The sequence below is a fragment of the Armatimonadota bacterium genome (genome assembly GCA_031081675.1).
GTDB classification, from domain to species: Bacteria; Sysuimicrobiota; Sysuimicrobiia; order Sysuimicrobiales; family Kaftiobacteriaceae; genus Calidihabitans; species Calidihabitans tengchongensis.
Window position 1 is genome coordinate 1 of the sequence record JAVHLZ010000026.1, and the last position, 17,971, is coordinate 17,971.

The 17,971-nt window shown below is 72.7% G+C and carries 16 protein-coding genes and 2 tRNA genes; 10 read left to right on the top strand and 8 right to left on the bottom strand.

Going from position 1 to position 17,971, the window contains the following annotated elements; all coding sequences use genetic code 11:
• A partial coding sequence (gene rdgB, locus RB150_09450) for an RdgB/HAM1 family non-canonical purine NTP pyrophosphatase (protein ID MDQ7820761.1) occupies positions 1–724 on the top strand: 724 nt, incomplete at its 5' end.
• A 148-nt stretch (positions 725–872) separates the two neighbouring features.
• On the opposite strand, the gene ligD is transcribed toward rdgB, so the two are convergent.
• The 3 genes from ligD to RB150_09465 form a co-directional block, all read right to left on the bottom strand.
• Entirely contained in the window at positions 873–3,602 is a 2,730-nt protein-coding gene (gene ligD / locus RB150_09455; protein ID MDQ7820762.1) for a DNA ligase D, read from the bottom strand.
• A gap of 84 nt (positions 3,603–3,686) precedes the next feature.
• The gene (locus RB150_09460; protein MDQ7820763.1) at positions 3,687–4,406 is read right to left on the bottom strand and encodes a DUF72 domain-containing protein; all 720 of its coding nucleotides are present in this window, start codon (positions 4,404–4,406) and stop codon (positions 3,687–3,689) included.
• Between the two features lie 91 nt (positions 4,407–4,497).
• A complete protein-coding gene (locus RB150_09465) occupies positions 4,498–5,337 on the bottom strand; it encodes a Ku protein (protein MDQ7820764.1) in 840 nt (279 codons plus the stop codon).
• A gap of 243 nt (positions 5,338–5,580) precedes the next feature.
• Between RB150_09465 and RB150_09470 the strand changes: the two genes are divergently transcribed.
• A complete protein-coding gene (locus RB150_09470; GenBank protein MDQ7820765.1) occupies positions 5,581–6,162 on the top strand; it encodes a hypothetical protein in 582 nt (193 codons plus the stop codon).
• A 9-nt stretch (positions 6,163–6,171) separates the two neighbouring features.
• On the opposite strand, the gene RB150_09475 is transcribed toward RB150_09470, so the two are convergent.
• Positions 6,172–6,247 (bottom strand) — tRNA-Pro (locus tag RB150_09475).
• A gap of 87 nt (positions 6,248–6,334) precedes the next feature.
• On the opposite strand from RB150_09475, the gene zwf reads away from it, so the two are divergent.
• On the top strand, positions 6,335–7,819 hold the full coding sequence (gene zwf, locus RB150_09480; GenBank protein ID MDQ7820766.1) for a glucose-6-phosphate dehydrogenase: 1,485 nt from the start codon (positions 6,335–6,337) through the stop codon (positions 7,817–7,819).
• Between the two features lie 21 nt (positions 7,820–7,840).
• Here the strand turns inward: zwf and RB150_09485 are convergent, their stop codons facing one another.
• Genes RB150_09485 through RB150_09495 form a run of 3 tightly spaced genes read right to left on the bottom strand, consistent with a single transcriptional unit; the run spans position 7,841 to position 9,989 of the window.
• A complete protein-coding gene (locus RB150_09485; GenBank protein MDQ7820767.1) occupies positions 7,841–8,332 on the bottom strand; it encodes a hypothetical protein in 492 nt (163 codons plus the stop codon).
• Positions 8,329–8,685, bottom strand: a complete 357-nt coding sequence (locus RB150_09490; GenBank protein ID MDQ7820768.1) for a DUF6152 family protein — start codon at positions 8,683–8,685, stop codon at positions 8,329–8,331. Before RB150_09490 ends, RB150_09485 begins: the two co-directional genes overlap by 4 nt.
• Positions 8,686–8,717: 32 nt before the next feature.
• A complete protein-coding gene (locus tag RB150_09495; GenBank protein MDQ7820769.1) occupies positions 8,718–9,989 on the bottom strand; it encodes a M28 family metallopeptidase in 1,272 nt (423 codons plus the stop codon).
• 256 nt (positions 9,990–10,245) lie between these two features.
• Between RB150_09495 and RB150_09500 the strand changes: the two genes are divergently transcribed.
• The 5 genes from RB150_09500 (at position 10,246) to RB150_09520 (ending at position 15,257) form a co-directional block, all read left to right on the top strand.
• The gene (locus tag RB150_09500; protein MDQ7820770.1) at positions 10,246–11,232 is read left to right on the top strand and encodes a trypsin-like peptidase domain-containing protein; all 987 of its coding nucleotides are present in this window, start codon (positions 10,246–10,248) and stop codon (positions 11,230–11,232) included.
• Between the two features lie 111 nt (positions 11,233–11,343).
• On the top strand, positions 11,344–12,324 hold the full coding sequence (locus tag RB150_09505) for an AAA family ATPase (protein MDQ7820771.1): 981 nt from the start codon (positions 11,344–11,346) through the stop codon (positions 12,322–12,324).
• 47 nt (positions 12,325–12,371) lie between these two features.
• Positions 12,372–13,259: a DUF58 domain-containing protein gene (locus tag RB150_09510; protein MDQ7820772.1), complete on the top strand. Its 888-nt coding sequence runs from the start codon at positions 12,372–12,374 to the stop codon at positions 13,257–13,259.
• Positions 13,238–14,260 carry a VWA domain-containing protein gene (locus RB150_09515; GenBank protein ID MDQ7820773.1) on the top strand — a complete coding sequence of 341 codons (1,023 nt, stop codon included), beginning with the start codon at positions 13,238–13,240 and terminating at the stop codon, positions 14,258–14,260. The genes RB150_09510 and RB150_09515 overlap by 22 nt, the downstream gene beginning before the upstream one ends.
• 25 nt (positions 14,261–14,285) lie before the next feature.
• Entirely contained in the window at positions 14,286–15,257 is a 972-nt protein-coding gene (locus RB150_09520) for a VWA domain-containing protein (GenBank protein MDQ7820774.1), read from the top strand.
• A 49-nt stretch (positions 15,258–15,306) separates the two neighbouring features.
• Here RB150_09520 and RB150_09525 read toward each other — a convergent pair whose 3' ends face one another.
• Positions 15,307–16,860 (bottom strand): GGDEF domain-containing protein, encoded by a 1,554-nt coding sequence (locus RB150_09525; protein ID MDQ7820775.1) that lies wholly within the window; start codon positions 16,858–16,860, stop codon positions 15,307–15,309.
• Positions 16,861–16,979: 119 nt separating this feature from the next.
• Between RB150_09525 and RB150_09530 the strand changes: the two genes are divergently transcribed.
• Positions 16,980–17,055 (top strand) — tRNA-Arg (locus tag RB150_09530).
• 145 nt (positions 17,056–17,200) lie between these two features.
• Positions 17,201–17,923, top strand: coding sequence for a hypothetical protein (locus RB150_09535; GenBank protein ID MDQ7820776.1), 723 nt, complete (start codon positions 17,201–17,203; stop codon positions 17,921–17,923).
• The last annotated feature ends 48 nt before the right edge of the window (positions 17,924–17,971 follow it).

Genomic DNA, 17,971 nt, shown 5'->3' on the forward strand with positions numbered 1-17,971 from the left:
CGCTAGAGCCGGTATCCTCGTGGGGACCCGCTCGCGTCCCTCGCGCACGCGCCGCAGGCCCGCCCGGACCTCCTCCCCGGCATCGCCCGCCCCCGCCGGGGGTCTGCTGGATGTGGTCCTGGCCACCCGCAACCCCGGCAAGGTCCGCGAGATGCTGGCCCTGCTGCGGGACCTCCCCCTGCGGGTGTACGACCTGACCGCCTTCCCCCGGGTGCCCGATCTGCCGGAAGAGGGGCAGACGTACACCGAAAACGCCATCAGCAAGGCCCTGACCGTGGCGCGGCTGACCGGGCGGGTGGCGCTGGCGGATGACTCCGGGATCGAGATCGCGGGTCTGGGCGGCGGCCCCGGTCCCCACTCCCGCCGCTTTCTGGGGCCTCAGGCCTCGGACGCCGCCCGCAACGCCCGCATCCTGAAGATGCTCCAGAATGCGCCGCCGGAGGCCCGCCGGGCGCGCTACCGGGCGGTGGTGGCGGTAGCCACGCCCGAGGGAGTCGTGCGGACCTTTGAAGGGGTGTGCGAGGGCGAGATCGCCCCGGCCCCCCGGGGATCCCACGGGTTCGGTTATGACCCCATCTTCCTCGTGCCGGAGTTCGGCAAGACCATGGCCCAGCTGCCGCCGGCGGTGAAGAACCGCATCAGCCACCGGGCGCGGGCGATCGCCGCGGCGCGGCCGTTCCTGCGGATGTTGGCCACCGGCCGCCCCACGCCGTCCGAACCGTGAGCCCTCATGAAAGGCGTTGAAGGTTGGAGGTTGAAGGTCACTGATGGCCAATCTTCCCGATCCTTGGAATCTGCTCGATCTTCCCAATCAGATTGCGCAGATCGAGAAGATTGCGTAGATTGAGGAGATCGCGCAGGTCGAGGGAGGATCAAAGTCTCCGTTCCAGCAGCTGGCGGTGCCTGCGCATTCCGGCCCACGGATCCCGCCGCCGGCGCATCCTCTGCGGGACGGTGGCGAGGGTGTACTCCAGGGGATCCACGCCGCGCTCCAGTTCCCGCCAGGTCAGGGGAAACGACACCGTCGCCTGAGGGGTGGGACGCAGGCTGTAGGCGCTGGCCAGGGTGGCGCCCAGGCGGTTCTGGTTGTAGTCCACAAACACCTTGCCCACCCGCTGCTCGACGGGCCAGGCGGTGGTCAGCCGGTCGGGGTACCGCGCCGCCAGGTACTCGGCCACCGTGCGGGCGAAGGCGTGGGTCTGCTCGTAGGTGTAGCGCCGGGCCACCGGCACGAAAATGTGCAGGCCGGTCTTGCCGGAGGTCTTGACGAAGGCCACCAGGCCCAGGGTCGCCAGCACGTCCCGCAGGAGCAGTGCCGCCTCCCGGGCGGCCTCGAACCCGCGGCGGGTGTAGGCCGGATCCCGCTCGCCTCCGGTCGGCGGGGGAAGCCCGCCGTCGGGCGTCAGGTAGGGGTCGAGATCGAACACCACGTAGTCGGGACGACCCAGGACGCTGGCCCGCAGGGCGTCCTCCCCGGAGGCGAAGTCCTCCCCCGCCGGCGGTCCGTCACCGCGGCCCAGGGGGGTGATCCGGCTGAACCACGGGTGCAGCTCGATGTTGGCCAGTTGCGCCAGCCACAGCAGCGTCCGCACGGTGTTGCACACCGGGGCCAGCAGGACCCGCCGCTCGCTGTCGGTCCAGATGGCCGCCCGGCGGACGAACGCGGGCGCGTCGGGCACGTCCTTCTGGTAGAAGCTGTCACCGGCGATCCCGTCGGGAAAGCGCCGCAGGGTCAGCGGCCGATCCCGCAGATGCGGGAGGATCCAGGGCGCCATCTCGCGGTAGTACCGGATGAGATCGCCCTTGGTGTATCCCGCGTCCGGCCAGAACGCCTTGTCCAGGTTGGTGAAGGCGACACCGGGCACCCCGCGGATGGCCGGCGCGGCGCCGGGGGACGTCGGCCGGGCGCGGGGGCGGCCACCGCGTCGCGCCTGCGGGCGGGAAGGGGCGGCCGCCGGGCGCTCCAGGGACACCTCCGACGCCGGCTTGTCGGTGCGCAGGCCGACGAACACCGGCATCCGCAGCAGGCCGTCCCGCGTCCACCCGGCGTGTTCCACCTCCACCACCAGCTCGGGTCGCACCCACGTGACGGAGGGGGGAGCCGGAGGCGGGGGATCGAACGGACACGCGGGCGCCACCCGGTCGCGCAGGAGGGCGGCCAGGTGGCGGAGCTGGCTGTCGGTGAACCCGCTTCCGCAACGCCCCACGTACTGCAGGCGGCCGTTCTCATAGGCCCCCAGCAGAAGCGCACCGAACGCGCCCTGGCGCGCGCCGCGGCCGCGGGTGAACCCTCCCACCACGGCCTCCAGGCGCTGGACGACCTTGATCTTCACCCATGCCGCCGAGCGCTCTCCGGGACGGTAGGGGGCGTCGGCCCGCTTGGCCATGATGCCCTCCACCCCCAGCTTCTGGGCGGCCCGGTAGAAGGCCACGCCGGTGGCCGCCACCGCCTCCGACAGGCGCAGGACGGGCCCGGAGCGTACCAGCGCTTCCAGGACCTGCCGGCGCTCGGACAGGGGCCTGTGGGTGAGCCGGTGGCCGTTGATGTACAGGACGTCGAACACGCAGTAGGCTATCGGGGCATCGGACGCCGAGGGACCGCCGTGAAGGCGCGGCTGCAGGAGGGCAAACCGGGGACGACCGCGGGCGTCCAGCGCCACCACCTCGCCGTCCAGCACCACATCCGGCCAGGGCTGGGCGTGCAGGGCCTCCACCACCTCCGGGAACTGCGGGTTGAGGACCAGGCCGCCGCGGCTGCGCAGCGTCACCTCCCGTCGCGGACCGCGGGTGCGGACGGTGGCCAGAACGCGGACGCCGTCCCACTTGATCTCGAACAGCCACCGCGGATCGTCAAACGGGTTCCGCGCGGCCGTGGCCAGCATCGGCCGGATGGACTCCGGCGGGGAGTCGGGTCCGGGTCGGTCCAGGCCCAGGCGCCGGAGGACGGCATGCAGCCGGCGCGGGATCGCCGCCCGGCGGGGCTCCCGGTCCGCCGATGGGGCCCCGGTCCGGGATCGGCGCGCAGCCGACCACCGCACGCCGGAGTCGGCCCGGATCTGGTCAATGGTGCGCCCGCTGGTGACCGAGGTCGCCGGGTCGGGCAGCCTCCATCCGGCAACGGCGTGGGCGTCGGCGGCCTTCATCAGCAGCCACTGGGTCTGGCCCCCCAGGCGAGTCCGGACCAGGTGAAACTCGCCCCGCAGCCTCCGCCCGTGCAGCAGAAGGGTCAGCTTGCCGGCCTGGTAGGCCCCCTCGGGGTCGCCCTCGCGGACCTCGTAGGTGCCCAGGTCCCACACCAGGACCGGGCCGGCGCCGTAGTGCCCGTCGGGGATCACGCCTTCAAATTCCAGATACTCCGCCGGATGATCTTCCACCGGGACGGCGAGGCGGCGGTGCGAGGGATCCAGGGACGGTCCTTTGGGCAGGGCCCACGACTTCAAGACCCCACCCATCTCCAGACGGAAGTCCCAGTGGCGGCGGGTGGCATGGTGCTCCTGCACCACGAACCGCAGGGGTCCCGGCCTGCGCCGGGGGACGGGCACCCCCGGGGGTTCGGGGGTGTGGGGGAAGCGGCGCTTGCGGACGTACTCGTCCAGGCTCACGGTCCAGGGTCGCGCGCTCCCGATCGGTGGAGACGGCGCCAGTCCTACTGTACCATCCCCGGGTCCTCGGGGGTTCGGGACCGATCAGGGCGCGGGCGAGGCGCCGATCAGCCGGGCCAGGGTGCGGGCGTACTGCGGCGCCGGGGCGCCCTCTTCGTGGGTGAAGTAGGCGTAGACGTCGCGCCCCTCGGCCAGCCGCTGGCGGATCCAGTCCGCCCACCGGCGCAGGTCGTCCCCGGCGTACCGCGAGCGGTGCAGCCGGAGATAGCTCACCGGGCCCACCACCTCCCGATGCGCGGGCTGCTCATCGGTCTCCGCCACGCACAGCGACACCCCTGCGGCATCCAGCAGGCGGTAGACGGCCGGATCCTGCCAGCTGGGGTGGCGGACCTCCAGGACCGCCGGCGCGCCGGGCCGCAGCGCGCCCAGGAAGGCGGTGAGCAGGCCCCGATCGTACCGCAGCGACGGCGGCAGCTGGAACAGGACGGGGCCACGCCGGTCCCCCAGCGCCCGCAATCGCTCGGACAAAAACGCCAGGTCGCCGTCCACGTCGGCCAGGCGTTTGAGGTGGGTGATGCGCCGGTGGGCCTTGACCGCGAAGCGGAACTCGGGCGGCACCGCCTCCGCCCACCGGGCGAGGGTGGCCGCGGTCGGGTAGCGGTAGAAGGTGTTGTTGATCTCCACCGTGGAAAAGGTCCGGGCGTAGTGGGCCAGCATCTCCCCGACCGGCAGGCCGGCGGGGTAGAACGACCCCCGCCACTCGGGATAGCTGAAGCCGGAGGTCCCCACGAACGCGCGCGGCATAGGGAAAGCGTTGAAGGCTGAAGGCCGTGACAGGCCGTCTCCTGTGACCTTCAACCTTCAACTTTCACCGCCGCTCAACCTCAGGGCGCGGTCATCGGTGCCGTTCCCGCAGGGCCGCGGCGCGGGCGGCCGTCGAGCGGGGGCGGCGGGCCGCCGGTTTCTCCCGCCGGGTCAGCTGCAGGCTGCGGCGCAGGGCCTCCATCAGGTCCACCACCTTCTCCGGGCCCCGGGCGGCCGGGGCGGCCACCGGCTGCCCTTCCACCTTGGCCGCGATCAGCTTCTGCAGCGCCTCCCGGTACTCGTCGCGGTACTCGGCGGACGAGAACGGCGCCGCCAGGCCCTCGATGAGCTGAAGGGCCATCTTCTTCTCGTTGGGGTGGATCTTGACCTGGACCGGCAGGTCGGGGATGTCCGCCACCCTGCGCACCTCGTCGGCGTAGTACAGGGTGGTCATCACCAGGGCTCCGTCGTAGGGGCGCACGGCCACCAGGTGCTCCTTGTCCTTGATGACGACCTTGCCCACGGCCACCCGCCCGGTGTCCACGAGGGCGTCGTGGAGCAGGCGGAATGCCTTCTGGCCGCCCTCATCGGGGGCCAGGTAGTAGGACTTCTCATAGTACAGAGGGTCGATCTCCGACGGATCGGCGAAGGAGGTGACGGCCACCGTCCGGGCGGTCTCCAGGGGGATGCTCTCCAGATCCTCGTCGGTCACCGGCACGAACCGGCCCTTGGCGTACTCGTAGCCGCGGACGACGTCGTTCCACTCCACCAGCTGGTCGTGGTGTGGACAGTACCGGCGGTTCTGAATGGGGGTCAGGCAGCTGCGGTGCAGGAGCCGGAAGCGGACGTCCTTGGGCTCGGTGGCGGTATAGAGCCGGACGGGGATGGTCACCAGCCCGAAGGTCAGGTGGCCCTTCCAGATCGGGCGCATCGGCGGTCCCTCCGGTCACCGCGTTCTGCTGTCAGACGGCGGATGGCGTAGGGGTATTATACCCTTCCCGGCGGGGGTTTCCCAGACGAGGGCGCGGTCGGGCGGGCCGCTCCGCGCGGGAGCCGGGGCGTCCCGATCGGGGCCCGCGGGGCGGCTGGCCGCGGCGCAGGGGAGGAGCCCGCCGGCCAACCGCCAATTTCACCCCCCGGGATAACCATACCGAACCGCCCGGGAGCTACCTGGATGCCGCCGGCCCTGAAGGAGTTCTTTCGCTACTGGTCCCTGACGTTCGCCGTCCTGTTGTTCTACCTGTTCGCGGCGGTGGTGGCGGGGATGGACCTGTGGGAGTCGCTGATGGAGACGGTTCGCAAGCGGCGCAGCCAGCTGGCCGCCCGTCCGCCGCTGCTGGATCCCAATCCCCTCAAGGGCAAGACGGTGGCGGAGACGCTGGGGATGGGGCCGGGTCAGCTGCCCGACGAGAGGCGCGGGTGGGTGCTGGAGCGCGCCCGCGCCGCGGCCGCCCGCCTGGGCCTGCGGGTACACATCGTGGTCCTGGAAGACTCCATGAGGCACTTTTTGGTCCACTTCGCCCACGGCGGCCAGCTCCGCACGTACCGGGTGGACAAGACGTGGGTGGCCGATGCCCGGGCCGGCAACGCCCAGCGCGAGGCCCAGATCGTCGACCTGCTGGAACGCTACCTGGCCAGCGACTTCCTGGGACAGCACCACCGGCGCCCGCCGCGCACCACCGAGCTGGCCCGGGAGGCCGCCGGCAAGGCAGCCCCCCGTCCGGCGTCCGCCGGTCAGCCCGCGCCCGAATCCTGACGAAGGAGGTGGTCGGGGCGGCCGGATTTGAACCGGCGACCTCGTGGTCCCAAACCACGCGCGCTGACCGCTGCGCCACGCCCCGGTTCACCGCGATGGTAGCACGGCCGTTCGGGGGGGTCAAACCGGGCGCGGCTTCTCCGCGCCACCCGGCGGGATCCGGCGGATGTCCATGAGAGAGACCGCCGCCATGGATCCGGTGGCGTTCGTAATCATCGGCGCCACCGGGGACCTCTCCCAGCGCCTGCTGCTGCCGGCGCTGTACCGGCTGTTCACCGAAGGTGCCCTCTCCCGCTCGCTGGCCGTGGTGGGGATGTCGCGGCGGGCGATGACCGACGATCAGTTCCGCGCTTTCGCCCGGGACGGGGTGGCGGCGACCGGGGCACCTCCCGACGCCGAGCGGTGGCAGGAGTTCGCCGAGCGGCTGGTGTTCGTGTCCGCCGACTCCACCCGGGAGGCCGACTACGCCCGATTGGCCCGCACGCTGGCCGCGGTCGAGGAGCGTTTCCAGACCGGAGGCAACCGGCTGTTCTACATCGCGGCCCCTCCGTCCACCTACGAGGCCATCCTCGCCCACCTGGGCCACAGCGAGCTGGTGCGGTACGGCAGCCGCCGGCCCTGGACCCGGGTCGTGATCGAGAAACCCTTCGGCGCGGACGAGGCATCGGCCCGTCGCCTCAACGCCCTGGTGGACCGCTTCATCGGCGAAGAGGCGGTCTTCCGCATCGACCACTACCTGGGCAAGGAGACCGTGCAGAACATGCTGGTCTTCCGATTCGCCAACACCATCTTCGAGCCCGTGTGGAACCGGCGGTACGTGGACCACGTGCAGATCTCCTTCGTCGAAGAGATCGGGGTGGGCGGCCGCGGGCGATTTTACGAGGAGGTCGGGGTCGTCCGGGACGTGGTGCAGAACCACGTGCTGCAACTGCTGGCCATCATCGCCATGGAGCCGCCGGTGGCCTTCGACGCCGACGGGTTCCGCAACGAGAAGGCCAAGGTATTCCGGGCCATCCCGCCGGTCCGGCCCGAGCACGCGGTGCGGGGCCAGTACGGCCGCGGGATGATCCGGGGCCGGCCGGTCCCGGCCTACCGGGAGGAGGAGGGGGTGGACCCGGCCTCGACGACACCTACCTATGCCGCCATGCGCCTGCAGATCGACAACTGGCGGTGGGCGGACGTGCCCTTCTACCTGCGGGCCGGCAAGCGCCTCAACCGCAAGGACACCGAGGTCGTGGTGGTCTTCCGCCAGCCGCCTCTGCGCCTGTTCCGGGACTACGACATGGCGGAGATGGACAACAACGTGCTGGTCCTCCACACCGCCGAGGACGAGCGCATCACCCTGCGCTTCGCCGCCCGGGTCCCCGGCCACCGCCAGCAGATCCGCTCGGTCCAGCTCAGGTTCTCCTACCGGGAGTTCGGCGAGGCCGAGCACCCGGCCTACGAGCACCTGATTCTGGACGCCCTGCGGGGGGTGCAGACGTTGTTCCCGCGCCGGGACGAGGTGGAACTGCAGTGGGCCATCGTGGACCCCCTGCTCCGCCACTGGGCGGAGCACCCGCCCCAGGACTTCCCCAACTACCCCGCCGGCTCGACGGGGCCGGCGGAGGCGGACGCCCTCCTGGCCCGGGAAGGCCGCGTCTGGCGCACGGGGTAACGCCGCCGGATGCGGGCTCGGTCACACGTAGGCCATCAGCCGGCCACACGCGATGGCCGTCCCCCACAGAAGCAGGGAGAGCACCGCCGCCACCCGGGCGGCCCGGGGTGGTCGGGTGGCCGCATCCCACCGGATGGCCGTGCGGAACGCCCGGCGGTGGAAGACCAGCGCGTTGAGCCCCGCCGCGGTCACCGCGGCCATCTTCAGGCGGAAGGCCGGGCTGGCGGCCCACTCGGGGGCGTGGGAGACGAACAGGGCCGCGCCCGACAGCGCCACCAGGGCCAGTCCCCGGCGAGACCACGGAAGCAGGTGGCGCGCCAGCGCCGTCGCCGGCAGGTGCGCGGACAGGCCCAGCAGACGCAGGTCAAACATGACCGCCGGACCCACCAGCAGCACGACGCCCACCAGGTGCACGATCTCCGCCGCGGGGTAAGCCCACAGCGCCCGGCGCATGAACACCGCTGCGGCCGAGTGCTCCAGCCACACCAGCCACTCCGGGCCCGGAGGGGTCATCGCAGCGAGATGGTGGTCTCCCCCACAGTGAGGCGCAGAGCCCGGACCTCGTCGGGTGTGACGCGGTGGGGGTGCGCCACCACCGTCACGGTCTGGCCGGCCCGCAGCGTCCGGGCGGTCAGCCCCAGCCGGGCGGCCCGGGGGGGAGGAGGCAGAATGACCGTCCACACCCGGGCTGCGGCCTCGAGCCGGAGGACGGCATGGGGGTGTTCGAAGGTCGCCTCCCGCACGACGCCCACGAGGGTCAGGGTCTGCGAGTCGTCATACTGGCTCCACCCGTGGTGGCCCGGCGCCGGGGTGGCAGCCACCAGGACCAGCATCATCGTCCCGGCCGCGCGCATGTATCTGGACATCTCCACCTCCCGGCTCCCGCCGCCCGGCCCGCTCAACGGACCGCGGCCGCCAGTTCGGCCGACGGCTGCGGCACCGTCGGCAGCGGTCCGCCCACGGCCCGGGAGTGGGCCACGGCCACCGCGATGCGGATCACGGCGTCCAGACGGTCGGGCTGAATGTGTTCCGGCGTGTCCTGGGGCGAGTGATACCGGGGGTCATCGGTCCAGTGCAGGAACACCGCCGGCACTCCGGCGGCCTCGAAGGCCGTGTGGTCGCTGGCCCCCAGCCGGGTCCGGGTGACCGGGATGCCCAGCCGGCGGGCCGCGTCCACCGCGGCGTCCACCAGGCGCGTGTCGCCGGTGGTGTTGCCGACCAGCAGCCGCTCCCCCACGCCGACCATGTCCAGGTTGACCATGCCCGCCACCGACGCCAGCCGCGGACTGCGGGCGTAGTGGCGCGAGCCGTACAGGCCCAGTTCCTCCGCCCCGAACGCCACGATCTCGACCGGGAGCGGAGGAGGATCGTCCCGCAGCAGCCGGGCCACCTCCAGGGCCGCCGCCACCCCGGAAGCGTTGTCGTTGGCTCCGGGGCTGCCCTCCACCGAGTCGTAATGTCCCCCCACCACCAGGCGGCGGCCTGACGCCCCCGGCAGGCTGCCGACCACGTTGGCGGACTGGCGCTGTTCGTTGACCGTGTCCACCAGCAGGGCGACGACGACGGGCCCGGACCGCAGCCACTCCAGCACCCGCCGGCCGTCGGCCTGGGAGATGATCACCGCCGGGATGGCCGAGGGTTCCAGCAACGTTCCCACCACCACACCGGGTTCGTTGTTGTACACCACCACGGCCAGGGCACCGGCCCGGGCGGCGTTGGCGACCTTGTCGGCGAAGCGCAGCCCCCCGCGTTCCACCAGCGCGATCTTCCCCCTGATGATGTCGCCCACGTCCTGGGGCGTCCCGCGGCCGGCCGCCACCACCTCCGCGGTCAGGACGCCGGAGGTCGGGGACGAGTACAGCAGGGCCCGCGCCTCCACCGGGACCCTCTGGGGGCTTACCACCTCCAGGCTGACGCGGCGGGTCTCGAAGTAGGGGAAGGCAAACGCCTGCAGGGTCACCTCGTATCCGAGGTCGCGCAGCCGGGCGCCGATGTAGTCGGCGGCCTGCCGGTCGGCGAGGCTGCCGGCCACCCGCGGGCCGAGGGCCGCCAGAGCCCGCACGTGGGCCAGGGCGCGCACGCCGGCATCGGGCGCCTGGGCGCTGGCGGCGGCCGCCAGGACGGCGGACAGCAGGAGGACCCACAGGCCGGTCCGGAGGAAAGCGCGCATGTGTGGTTTTATTATGCCCAGCAGGAGCCGGCGCGGTCACCAGGATCACCACCGGGCCAGCGGTGGGGGGACCACGGCCGGGGCAGGCGCCGCGCCGGCTGCCGGTGTGTCCGGCGGGATGACCGTACCGGCGCCCTGTAAAGCCGACATGAAGGTGGTCTTCACAGGCCCTTCACATCCAGGTTCCACGATGACCGCGGGTTCCGCACGCCCCCGGCCTGCCGGCGGTGCGCCGCGGGTACGGAACAGACCAGCGATGTCCACGCGCGTGCCCGCCGCTCTGGTGGTCGCCGGCCTCCTGGCGCTGGCGGTGCCCTCCGGTGCCCAGGACGTTCTCACGCCCGGGGTGGAGGCCGTCGATCGGGCGGTGGTCCTGATCGGCGCTGAGTACCGCAGCGGCGCCCGCACGGTCCACGGCTCGGGATCCGGCATCGTGGTGGATCCCGCCGGGCTCATCCTCACAGCCCACCACGTGGTGGACGGAGCGGCGGCTCTGGAGGTGCGGTGGCCCGACGGGAGGGCGCTGCCGGCGACGGTGGTGGGGGTGGACCGGGTGTACGATGCGGCCCTGGTGCGTGTGCAGCCTGTGGACCGGGTGGCGGCGGCCGCCCTGGGGTCGTCGGCGTCCCTGGCTCCGGGCGACACCGTCGTTGCCCTGGGGCGCTCTCCGCGGCGGCGGGAGGGAGCCACCGCGGGCGTGTTCCTCCACGTGGACCGGGAGATCCGGCCGGGCGCGCCTTACCTGGTCTCCACCGCCATCGTCTACCCCGGCGACTCCGGGGGTGCCCTGGTGACGACCCGGGGAGAGGTGGTGGGGGTGATCGTCGCCCTCACCCGCAACGGCCAGCTCAGCCTGTCGCTGGCGGCGGACGCCGTGCGCTCCGTGTGGGACGGGCTGCTGGCGGGAGAGGTGCGCCACCCCTGGCTGGGGATCGTCGGCCGGACCCTGACACCCGAGCTGGCGGCGCAGCTGGGCCTGCCGGTCACCTCGGGGGTGCTGGTCCTGGAGGTGGTTGCCGGCGGCCCGGCCTCTGTCGCCGGGCTGCGGGGGGCGTCCGGCCGGGACGTTCCCCGGGACGGCGACGTGATCGTCGCCATCGACGGCCAGCCGGTGGCCTCGTTCGGGTCCCTGGCCGCCTACGTGCTGGGCCGCCGCGTGGGCGACGCGGTCACCCTGGAGATCGTCCGCGACGGCCAGCGGGTGACCACCACGGTGATCCTGGCCGAGCGGCCGGCCCTGTAGACCGTGGCTTGACCGCCGCGCAAAGCGGGGTGTAGGATGCAGCCAACACGCGACCGGGAGGGACCCCCCGTGACGCTGTCCGTCGAGGCGGTCCAACAGGCGTCGGCCACCATGCGCCGGGTCCTGATGGAGATCAAGAAGGTGATCGTGGGGCAGGACCTGATGCTGGAGCGCATCCTGGTGGCGCTGCTGGCCCGCGGCCACATCCTCATCGAGGGCGTGCCGGGCCTGGCCAAGACGCTGGCCGTCAAGACCACCGCCCGGGTCATCGACTGCCAGTTCAAGCGCATCCAGTTCACCCCCGACCTGGTGCCCGCCGACCTGATCGGCACCCGCATCTACAACCAGCACACGGGCACCTTCGAGACGGAACTGGGGCCGGTCTTCGCCAACCTGGTCCTGGCCGACGAGATCAACCGGGCGCCGGCCAAGGTCCAGTCGGCGCTGCTGGAGGCCATGCAGGAGCGGCAGGTCACCATCGGGAGGCAGACGTTTCCCCTGCCGGATCCCTTCCTGGTCCTGGCCACCCAGAACCCCATCGAGAGCGAGGGCACCTATCCGCTGCCCGAGGCCCAGGTGGACCGGTTCATGTTCAAGGTGGTGATCGGCTACCCCGACACCCTGGAAGAGGTCACCATCGTGGACCGGATGGCGGTGCGCCCGCCCGAGGTGGAGACGGTGATCCACGCCCAGGACCTGCTGGAGCTGCAGCGCCTGGCGGATGCCGTCTACGTTCACCCGCGTCTGATGGAGTACGCGGTGACCCTCAGCACCGCCACCCGCCGGCCCCGGGACTACGGGCTGGCGGACCTGGCGCCCTACATCTCCTACGGCAGCAGCCCGCGGGCGTCGCTGAACATGATCGTGGGCGCCAAGGCCCTGGCGCTGATCCGGGGGCGGGAGTACGTGCTGCCCGAGGATGTCCGGGACATCGCGCCCGAGGTGATGCGGCACCGGCTGGTTCTCTCCTACGAGGCTCTGGCCCAGGGCATCACCGGCGACCACATCGTGACCCGGGTTCTCGACCACATCCCGCCGCCGCGGGTGCACATCGGCGACCCCTACGAGACCGCCCGCGCCGGGCCGTCCTGATCCGGGGAGGCGCCCGCGGGAGTCGCCGGGCGGGACGCATCTGAGCCATGATGGAGACCCCCGAGCGGATCCTGCGGCGGCTGGAGTTCACCGTCGTCCGGCGGCTGGACGGCTTCCTGTTCGGCGACTACACGGGCGTGTTCTACGGCCCCAGCCTCGACCTGGCCGAGGTGCGCGAGTACCAGCCGGGGGATGAGGTGCGCCGGATCGACTGGAACGTCACCGCCCGGATGCACCGGCTGTTCGTCCGCCAGTACCGGGAGGAGCGGGAACTGACCAGCTGGCTGCTGGTGGACCTCTCCCCCTCGATGGCCTTCGGCACCCGGCGCCAGCTCAAGCGGCAGACGGCCGCCGAGTTCGCCGGGGTGGCCGCCTACATCGTCACCCGCCACGGGGACAAGGTCGGCCTGATGGGTTTCCCCGGCCGCGACGTCTACGTGCCGCCGCGGGGCGGACGGGCGCACGCCCTGCGCATCCTGCACACCCTCGGCCGCGCCGCGCCGCGCCCCGGGCAGCTGGCGGACGGTCTCGCCCAGGCGGCCCGGGCGCTGCGCCGGCGCAGCCTGGTGTTCATCATCTCCGACTTCCAGGGCGATGACGGGTGGGATCGCCCCCTGGGGCAGCTGGCGGCCCGCCACGACGTCGTCGCCGTGTGGGTGACCGATCCGGCCGAGCAGGACCTGCCGGACGTGGGCGGGGTGTACGTGCGGGATCCCGAGACAGGCGAGCAGGTGTGGGTGAACACTTCGGATCCCCGGGTGCGGCAGGCGTACCGGGACCTGGCGGCCCGGGAACGGGAACGGATCCGTCAGGCCCTGGCGCGCTCGGCGGTGGACGTCCTGAGCCTGTCCACGGCGGAGCCGCTGCTGGGGCCGCTGTTGCGGTTTGTGACCCTGCGCAAGCGGAGGCGGCGGTGGAGTTTGGCTGGCCGGTGATGCTGTGGGGACTGCTGGCGGCGCCGGCGCTGCTGGCCGCGTACCTGCGCGCCCAGCGCCTGCGCGGGCGCGCCGAAGCCGCCCTGGCCGATCCGCACCTGCTCGGGGCCCTGTGGCAGCGGCCGCCGGCGGTGCGGCGGCACCTCCCGGCGGGATGCTACCTGGCCGCCGTGGCCCTGCTGACCTTCGCCATGGCCCGGCCGTCTGCGACCGTGCCGCTGCCCACCAACCGCGCGGCGCTGGTCCTGGCCGTCGACGTCAGCAAGAGCATGATCGGGGAGGACGTGCGCCCCAACCGCCTGCAGGCCGCGCAGCGGGCGGCGCTGGAGGTCCTGCAGGCGGTGCCGGGGTCCGCCCGCGTGGGGCTGATCGCCTTCAGCGACTACGCCCAGGTCCTGGTGCCTCCCACCACCGATCGCCAGGCCGTGCAGGAGGCGCTGGCGGGGCTGAAGGTCCTGCAGGCCACCGGCGTGGGCGGCGCCATCGTGGAGGCCCTGCGGATCCTGCCGGGCCGCGCTGAGGCGCTGGGCGACCGCCTGGCGGCCCTGGCGCAGCCGTTCGGCCCGCGCCCCCAGCCGCCGCCCGCCGCCGCACCCGCCCCATCTGACCTGCCGCCCGCAGCGGTGGTGATCCTGTCTGACGGCGTCAGCAACCTGGGCGTGGACCCCGCCGTGGCAGCGCGTCTGGCGCTGGACGCACACGTGAAAATCTATGCGGTGGGGGTGGGGACGCCGGGGGGCAGCGTGATGGAGGTGGACGGCCAGCTGGTCCTGGTGCCCTTTGACCCGACGCTGCTGCAGCAGATCGCCCAGCTGACGGGAGGCCGCTACCTGGAGGTCACCCAGCAGGACGAGCTGCGCCAGGCCGCGCGCCAGCTGGGCCGCGCCATCGGATGGGAGCGCCGGCGGACCGAGATCACCTCACCCCTGGCCGGGCTGGCGGGCCTGCTGATCCTGACCGGCGCGTCGCTGTCGCTGCTGTGGTTCAGGAGGGTGCCGTGAGCGCCGCCCTGCCGCGGAGGATCCGATGACCTGGCAGTGGCCGGTCATGCTGGTGGGCCTGCTGGCTCTGCCGGCGCTGGCCGCCGCATATGCGGCCGCGCTGCGCCGGCCGCCCCGGAACCCCGTGGCGTACACCCGGGTCTCCCTGGTGGCCCGCGCGGCAGCGGCCGGGCGGTGGCGGCGCCACCTGCCGGCCGCCCTGGTGGGGGCCAGCCTGGCGGCGGTGATCCTGGCCCTGGCGCGCCCCGTGGCGCCCCTGCCGGTGCCGGCGGTGCAGACCACCGTGGTGCTCTCCATCGACGTCAGCCGCAGCATGCTGGCCGACGACCTGCCGCCCACCCGGATGGAGGCGGCCAAGGCGGCCGCCCGGGAGTTCGTGCTGGGCCTGCCGCGGGGGCTGAAGGTGGGGGTGGTGACCTTCAGCAGCTACGCCACCCTGCTGGTGCCTCCCACCGCCGACCGCGGCCGGGTGGTGCAGGCCATCGAGATGCTGTCCACCGAGTTCGCCACCGCCATCGGCGACGGGCTGGTGGAGGCGGTGTACGCCCTGCCGGGCCGCCAGCGCCCCGCGTCGCCGTTCCAGCCGCCTCCTCCGCCGGCGGAGGGGGCGCCGCCGGGGACCGTGGTCCTGCTCTCCGACGGCCAGAGCAACCGCGGGGTCCCGCCCCAGGACGCTGCCCGCATCGCCCGGGAACAGGGCGTGACCGTGTACACCGTGGGGATCGGCACGCCCGAGGGAACGTTTCTGAACCTGGGCGGGCGGGCCATCTGGGTGCGGCTGGACGAAGACACCCTGCGGGAGATGGCGGAGATCACCGGGGGCGCCTACTACCACGCCCGGTCGGCGGCCGAACTGCGCCGCGTGTACCGGCGCCTGAGCCGCGCGATCGGATGGGAAGCGCGCCCCACAGAAGTGACCGCCCTGGCCGCCGGGGCGGCCGCCCTGCTGCTGGTGGCCGCCGTCGGGCTGTCCCTCGCCACCGTGCATCGCGTCTGAGACGCCCCTTCGCCCGGCCGTCGGCAGCACGAATCCGCCGGGTGACCTGCTACGGGGCGCGTCCGGACGTCCCCTCAAAGACCCGGACCTGGTCGCGACCGGCCTGCTTGGCCTGGTAGAGGGCCAGGTCGGCGCGCTGCAGCAGCGCTTCGAGGGACGGGCACCCGTCGGCGGAGGCGACCCCGGCGCTGATGCTGGTTCGCAGCAGGTGCTCGCCGAACGAGAGGCGCATCTCGGCCACCGCATGCCGCAGCCGGCTGACGACCCGCAGGGCGTCGTCGATGCCGGTCTCGGGCAGCAGCAGGACCAGCTCGTCGCCCCCGAACCGGGCGGCTACGTCCACCCGCCGCAGCTCCTGCCGGATCTGGCGGGCGACGTGCTGGAGGATCTCGTCCCCGGCCAGGTGCCCGTAGCGGTCGTTGAGGTCTTTGAAGTTGTCCACATCCACCATCACCGCACACAGCGGGTGGCGGTAGCGCTGGTAGCGGGCGAACTCCCTCTCCGCCAGGTCGAAGAACGCCCGCCGGTTCAGCAGCCCCGTGAGGCTATCGGTGGTGGCCAGCTCCCGCAGGCTGCCCAGGAGCCGCAGGTTCTCACCCATCACCGTCAGCTGGCGGATCAGTACCACCCCGGTCAGGGCAATGGCGGCGTACAGCAACCCCCCCAGGGGGTAGGGGGTCGCGTACCGCCCGGCGACAAACAGCAGGATGTAGCCCAGCACGGCGGCCAGGTAGGGGAGAGGACTGATGCCGACGGCTTGGGCGATGCCGGTCCGTTCCACCGGCGGGCGCACCCGCGCCGTCCACGCCTGATGCCCGGCGGCGGCGGCCGCCAGCCACCAAGCCAGCATCCACAAGGCGTCCGGCCAGTCCCCGGGCCGGTAGCGGTCCTGCAGGGTGAGGTAGCCAAAACCGATGTCCGCCGCCAGGAACGCCCCGACGGCGGCTCCCAGCAGGCCCAGAGCGGTGCGGTCGCCGGCCTGTGGCTGGCGCAGCAGCAACGCCGCCACCCCGAAGATCACCACCAGGTCGCCGATCGGGTACGCGGTGGAGAGGACGGTCTCCACGGTGGACGCCTGCGCGGACAGCGCGATGGGGCCCAGGACGAAGTACCAGATCACCATCCACCCGCCGAGCAGCACCGTCGCCGCGTCCAGCCAGAACGTGGCCCGCTCGGCCGCTGTGGCGGGCGCGTGGGGGAACAGCAGCAGGCCCGCCATCATCAGCGGGTAGAACAGCAGGTAGCCGATGTCGGCCACGGAGGGAAACGGGGAAACGCCGCGGACCACTTCGAGATACGCCCACGCGACGTCGCCAGCAGTCCAGGACAGCAGGGCCAGCGCGATCACTCGCCAGGCCGCGCGCGCCCGGCCCGGCAGCGCCCGGTTCTGGCCGGCCTGCCACGCCAGAGCCCAGGCGGCCAGGCCCATGGGCGGAAAGGCCAGGTCGCCGATGGCCTCACGGTAGGGGAGCCTGTCGGCGCCCCACGCGACCCAGGCGACGAACGCCAGGACGTACAGCCCCAGGATGAGGACGACACGGCCGCTGCGGTCGGCCAGCCAGGTCCGCAGCCCTCCGAATGCCGGCCTGCCCCAGATCCCCACCCGGGTTTCCCTCCCGTCCGGCCGGTACTTCCGTCCCTCCTGTCCCGTACCCTGCCCGGCCGCCCTTTTCCCCGGGCCGGAGGACGGAGCCCGCGCCGTGCTAGAATACCCCCGGGCGCGCGCCTGTAGCTCAGGGGACAGAGCGGCTGCCTTCTAAGCAGCGGGTCGCAGGTTCGAATCCTGCCAGGCGCGCCAGCCCGGCGGAGCGCCCCCGCCAGGGGCGCAATCCCTATCTCCCTCGTGGGAGAGGGCAGGGTGAGGGCGTACTCTGCCGGACGCCCGGGCATACACACAGCGTGGCGGCACGATAGTCCGCACGCCGCGAGGAGGACGCTGTCGGATGAAGATCATGCGTGTCGTCTGCCTTGTCGCAGCTGTCGTCGTGGCGGCCGGACCTGCGGTCCCTCCCGCCCACGCGGCCACCCAGGTCTCCGTCTGGCCGGCCACCCTGAGCTTTGGCACCCCTGGCGGGGAGTTCGCGTGGACATCCACGGTCCTGGGGCTGCGCTTTGACCAGGGGCTGGCGCCGATGGTGGGCCTGCGGACCACGCTGCAGTACGGCCCGGTCAGCGGGTTGACCTTCGGCGGGGCGTCGCTGTCCGGGTACTCCGGCCAGACCCTGGCCGGTGAAGCGCTGCTGCGGGTGGGGCTCGGGGCAGGCCGGGTGGGCGTAGGCGGGTTTGCGGGCTACGGCGGATACGTGCTCCACGCCTCCGGGCCGTCGGCGTCCGACCGTATCCTCCTGCAGGACCTGGGGGTGCGGGTGGGCGTGGACCTGGCCCTGGCCGTCGCCCCCGCCCTCAGCCTGCGGGCGACGTACGCGCTCAGCCCGTCGGTGAACGTACAGGCCGACTACGCCCTCAGCAGTCCCCCTGCCAGCGGGCAGTTCACAGGAACCGGCAGCGGCAGCGACCTGGAGGCGGTTCTGGTCTTCAGCCCGGTACCCCGGACCGCGGTGTTCGCCGGCTACCGCAGCGTCACGCGCCAGGTCAGCTGGACCGGAGGTCCGGACACCACCAGCTCGTTCACGGGCTGGGTGGTGGGACTGACGCTGTCTTTCTAGCGGCCGCTCCGCGATCGCGCTGTGCGGCAGGAGAGGGTCCGGGTCGGT

Excerpts from the sequence above, each read along its gene's own strand:
- RB150_09465 (MDQ7820764.1), bottom strand. The coding sequence starts at position 5,337 with ATGCGCCCGATCTGGAAGGGCCACCTGACCTTCGGGCTGGTGACCATC.
- RB150_09470 (MDQ7820765.1), top strand. The coding sequence starts at position 5,581 with ATGCCGCCGGCCCTGAAGGAGTTCTTTCGCTACTGGTCCCTGACGTTC.
- RB150_09460 (MDQ7820763.1), bottom strand. The coding sequence starts at position 4,406 with ATGCCGCGCGCGTTCGTGGGGACCTCCGGCTTCAGCTATCCCGAGTGG.
- zwf (MDQ7820766.1), top strand. The coding sequence starts at position 6,335 with ATGAGAGAGACCGCCGCCATGGATCCGGTGGCGTTCGTAATCATCGGC.
- RB150_09500 (MDQ7820770.1), top strand. The coding sequence starts at position 10,246 with ATGTCCACGCGCGTGCCCGCCGCTCTGGTGGTCGCCGGCCTCCTGGCG.
- RB150_09485 (MDQ7820767.1), bottom strand. The coding sequence starts at position 8,332 with ATGACCCCTCCGGGCCCGGAGTGGCTGGTGTGGCTGGAGCACTCGGCC.
- RB150_09520 (MDQ7820774.1), top strand. The coding sequence starts at position 14,286 with ATGACCTGGCAGTGGCCGGTCATGCTGGTGGGCCTGCTGGCTCTGCCG.
- RB150_09495 (MDQ7820769.1), bottom strand. The coding sequence starts at position 9,989 with ATGCGCGCTTTCCTCCGGACCGGCCTGTGGGTCCTCCTGCTGTCCGCC.
- RB150_09490 (MDQ7820768.1), bottom strand. The coding sequence starts at position 8,685 with ATGTCCAGATACATGCGCGCGGCCGGGACGATGATGCTGGTCCTGGTG.
- RB150_09510 (MDQ7820772.1), top strand. The coding sequence starts at position 12,372 with ATGATGGAGACCCCCGAGCGGATCCTGCGGCGGCTGGAGTTCACCGTC.
- RB150_09535 (MDQ7820776.1), top strand. The coding sequence starts at position 17,201 with ATGAAGATCATGCGTGTCGTCTGCCTTGTCGCAGCTGTCGTCGTGGCG.
- RB150_09505 (MDQ7820771.1), top strand. The coding sequence starts at position 11,344 with ATGCGCCGGGTCCTGATGGAGATCAAGAAGGTGATCGTGGGGCAGGAC.